At 72.5% G+C, this 4,714-nt stretch carries 1 protein-coding gene; it reads left to right on the top strand.

Features of this window, described 5'->3' with window-relative positions; genetic code table 11:
* On the top strand, nt 1-4,714 hold a 4,714-nt coding region (locus tag VF632_RS14210; protein WP_331023571.1), incomplete at both ends, for an amino acid adenylation domain-containing protein.

The raw sequence follows: 4,714 nt of genomic DNA, 5'->3' as shown, positions 1-4,714 counted from the left end.
GAACACGCTGGCGCTGCGCGTGGATCTCGCGGGCTCGCCCACCGTGGCGGAACTGCTGGCGCACGTACGGGAGCGGGCGCTGGGCGCGCAGCAGAACCAGGACATCCCCTTCGAGCAGGTGGTGGAGGTGGTGCAGCCGGTACGCAGCCTGGCGCACGAGCCACTCTTCCAGGTGATGTTGGGGTGGCAGAACACGTCGGAGGGCCGGGTCGAAGTCCCCGGCCTCAGACCGGGCGGCGTGGGACCGGCGGGATTGGCCTCGGGCTCGGCGTCGGAAGCGGCGGCGAGGTTCGACCTGTCTCTGGACCTGTCGGAGCAGGGCGGGCGCATCGTGGGAAGCGTGACGTACGCCACCTCACTCTTCGATCAGGCAACGGTGGAGCGGCACGTCGGCTACCTGCGCCACGTGCTGGAGGCGATGGTGGCGGACGAGCGGCAGCCGGTTGACCGGCTGGCGCTGCTGACCGAGAGCGAGCGCCGGCACGTGCTGGAGGCGTGGAACCGCACGGAGGCGGAGTATCCGGCCGAGTCGTGCATCCACGAGATCTTCCAGGCGCAGGCGGAGCGCACGCCCAACGCGGAGGCGGTGGTCTTCGAGGATCACTCGCTCACCTACGCGGAGCTGAACGCACGGGCGAACCGGCTGGCGCACCACCTTCGCTCGCTGGGCGTGGGTGCCGTTGCGCGGGTGGCGGTGTGCGTGGAGCGGAGCGCGGAGATGGTCGTCGCGCTGCTGGCCGTGATGAAGGCGGGCGGGGCGTACGTGCCGCTGGACCCGGCCCAGCCGGCGGAGCGGCTGGAGTACATGCTGGCCGACAGCGCGCCCGCGTCGGTGCTGACACAGAAGCAGTTCCGGGATCGGTTCGAACACACGGGCGTGCCGGTTCTGGAGATCGACGCCGGCAGGCCGGAGTGGGCGGACCAGCCCGCGACGGAGCCGGCGATGGAGGGACTGGCGCCGGCGCACCTGGCATACGTGATCTACACCTCCGGAAGCACCGGCCGCCCCAAGGGCGTCGCCGTTCCGCACCGCGGCGTGGTCAACCTTCTCCGCTCGATGCGCGAAACCGTGGGGATGGAGCCCGCGGATCGCCTGCTGGCGGTGACTACGTACGCCTTCGACATCTCGGTGCTGGAGATGTTCCTTCCGCTCCTGCACGGCGCGGCGACGATCGTGCTGCCGCGCGAGCGGAGCGGCGACCCGGCGGCGCTGGCCGAGGCGATCCGGGCGTACGCGCCCACGGTGATGCAGGCCACGCCCGCCACCTGGCGGATGCTGGTGAGCGCGCAGTGGGAGGGTGCGCCTGAGATGCGCGCGCTCTGCGGTGGCGAAGCGCTTCCGGCGGATCTCGCGTCCGCGGTGCGGAGCCGTGTGGCGGCCTTGTGGAACGTGTACGGACCGACCGAAACCACCATTTGGTCCACGTCCCAGGCGGTCCGCAGCGATTCCGCGGCGGCCAATGTGCCGATCGGACGGCCGGTGGCGAACACGCGCGTCTACGTGCTGGACGGGGCGGGCGAGCCGGTGCCGGTGGGAGTGGCGGGCGAGCTCTACATCGGGGGTGCGGGAGTAGTGCGCGGCTACCTGGGGCGCCCGGAGCAGACGGCGGAGCGCTTCGTGGCCGATCCGTTCGGCGGCGAGCCTGGGGCGCGGCTGTACCGCACGGGCGACCTGGCACGGTGGCGGGTGGACGGAACGATGGAGTTCCTGGGCCGCACCGACTTCCAGGTGAAGGTGCGCGGCTTCCGCATCGAGCTGGGCGAGATCGAGGCGCGGCTGGCGGAGCACGCTGACGTGCGCGAGGCAGCGGTGATGGCCCGCGAGGACGTGCCGGGCGACGTGCGGCTGGTGGCGTACGTGGTCGGCGAAGCGGACGCGGAGTCGCTGCGCGCGCACCTCTCCACGGCGCTCCCGGAGTACATGATCCCCGCCGCGTACGTGCGGCTGGAGGCGCTGCCGCTCACGCCGAACGGCAAGCTCGACCGCAAGGCGCTGCCAGCCCCGGAGGGAGACGCGTATGCGTCCCGGGAGTACGAGGCGCCGCTGGGCGCGGCCGAGGAGGCGCTGGCGGAGATCTGGGCCGACGTGCTGCGCGTGGATCGGGTGAGCCGCTGGGCCAACTTCTTCGAGCTGGGCGGCCACTCGCTCCTGGCCGTACGCGTCGTGTCGCGCGTGCGGCAGGTGCTGGACGTGGAGGTGCCGCTTGGGGAGCTGTTCCGGTCCCCGGTGCTGGCCGATTTCGCGCGCGGGCTGGCGACGGCGGTGCAGTCGGAGCTGCCACCGATCGAGCCGGTGGACCGTGGCGGGCCACTGCCGCTCTCCTTTCCGCAGCAGCGGCTGTGGTTCCTGGAGCAGCTTGGCGACCTGGGCAGCACGTACCACGTCACCACGCATCAGCGGCTGCGGGGAGAGCTGGACGCGGGGGCGCTGGGGCGTGCGCTGGACGCGATCGTCGCCCGGCACGAGGCGCTGCGCACGACCGTCGTGGAGGTGGAGGGCGAGCCGGTGCAGCGGATCGCGCCGGTGGAGGAGAGCCGGTTCCCTCTCGCCGAGCACGACCTGAGCGCCCATCCGCAGGCGCAGTCCGAAGCGCGGCGGCTGCTGGCTGAGGAAACGCGCACGCCCTTCGACCTGTCGCGGGGGCCGCTCGTCCGCGGCCTGCTGATCCGGCTGGCGAAGGACGACCACGTGCTCCACGTCACCATGCACCACATGGTCACCGACGGGTGGAGCATGGGGGTGTTCACGCGCGAGCTGGGCGCGCTCTACGGCGCGTTCCGCCGCGGCGAGCCCGATCCGCTTCCCGCCCTGCCGGTGCAGTACGCGGACTACGCGGCGTGGCAGCGGCGCTGGGCGGACGGCGACGCCCTCAACGAGCAGGCGGACTACTGGCGGGCCACACTCGGCGGCGCCCCGGCGCTGCTGGAGCTGCCCACGGACCGTCCGCGCCCGGCGCAGGTGGACCATGCGGGTGCGGCGCTGGGCGTGGTGATGGACGAGGCGCTGACGGCTGGCCTGAAGGCGCTGGGCCAGCGCCACGGCACAACCCTCTTCATGACCGTGCTGGCGGGCTGGGCCGCGGTGCTGGGCCGGCTGTCCGGGCAGGACGACGTGGTGGTCGGCACTCCCACCGCCAACCGCGGGCGCATCGAGATCGAGGGGCTGATCGGCTTCTTCGTGAACACGCTGGCCCTGCGCGTGGATCTCGCCGGCTCCCCCTCCGTCGCGGAGCTGCTGACGCGGGTGAAGGAGCGGGCGCTGGGGGCGCAGCAGAACCAGGACATCCCCTTCGAGCAGGTGGTGGAGGTGGTGCAGCCGGTGCGCAGCCTGGCGCACGAGCCACTCTTCCAGGTGATGCTCGGTTGGGAGAACACGTCGGAGGGCCGGGTCGAGCTCCCCGGCCTCAGACCGGGCGGCGTGGGCACGGCGGGATCGGCGGGATCGCCGGGATCGGCGTCGGAAGCGGCGGCGCGGTTCGACCTGTCGCTGGACCTGTCGGAGCAGGGCGGGCGCATCGTGGGAAGCGTGACGTACGCCACCTCGCTCTTCGATCAGGCGACGGTGGAGCGGCACGTCGGCTACCTCCGCCACGTGCTGGAGGCGATGGTGGCGGACGAGCGGCAGCCGGTGGAAGGGCTGGCGCTGCTCTCCGCTGACGAGCGTACGCAGGTGCTGGAGGCCTGGAACCGCACGGCGGGCGAGTATCCGGCGGATCGATGCATCCACGAGCTGTTCCAGGCGCAGGCGGAGCGCACGCCCAACGCGGAGGCGGTGGTTTTCGAGGATCGCTCGCTCACCTACGCGGAGCTGAACGCACGGGCAAACCGGCTGGCGCATCACCTCCGGGAGCGGGGCGTTGGCCCGGACGCGCGGGTGGCGGTCTGCGTGGAGCGGAGCGCGGAGATGGTCGTCGCGCTGCTGGCCGTGATGAAGGCGGGTGGGGCGTACGTGCCGCTCGACCCCTCGTATCCGGCGGAGCGGCTTCGCTACGTCCTGGACGACAGCGCGCCCGCGGCCGTGCTCACGCAACGCTCGCTGGAGGGGGTGGAGACGCTGTTCGCGGACGTTGAGGCGCCGGTGATCGACTTGGAGGGCGCGGAGTGGGCGGACCAGTCCGCGACGGAGCCGGCGATCGAGGGACTGACGCCGGCGCACCTGGCGTACGTGATCTACACCTCGGGCTCCACCGGGCGGCCCAAGGGTGTCGCCGTTCCGCACCGCGGCGTGGTCAACCTCCTCCGCTCGATGCGCGAAACCGTGGGAGTGGAGGCGGCGGATCGTCTGCTGGCAGTCACCACGTACGCCTTCGACATCTCCGTGCTGGAGATGTTCCTTCCCCTCCTGCACGGCGCGGCGACCATCGTGCTGCCGCGGGAGCGGGCCGCCGACCCGGCGGCGCTGGCGGAGGCGATCCGGGCGTACGCGCCCACGGTGATGCAGGCCACGCCCGCCACCTGGCGGATGCTGGTGAGCGCCGAGTGGGAAGGCGCGCCGGAGATGCGGGCGCTCTGCGGCGGCGAAGCGCTTCCGGCGGATCTCGCGTCGGCGGTGCGGAGCCGTGTCGGCGCGCTCTGGAACGTGTACGGGCCCACGGAAACCACCATCTGGTCGACGTCCGGGGCGGTCGGCGGCGATGCTTCCAGCGCTGCGCAGGTGCCGATCGGGCGGCCGGTGGCGAACACGCGCGTCTACGTGCTGGACGCGGCGGGCGAG

The sequence above is a fragment of the Longimicrobium sp. genome (assembly GCF_036388275.1).
Taxonomy (GTDB): Bacteria; Gemmatimonadota; Gemmatimonadetes; order Longimicrobiales; family Longimicrobiaceae; genus Longimicrobium.
Note: the sequence above shows the minus strand (reverse complement) of the source record. Positions and strands in the feature narration are given on the sequence as shown.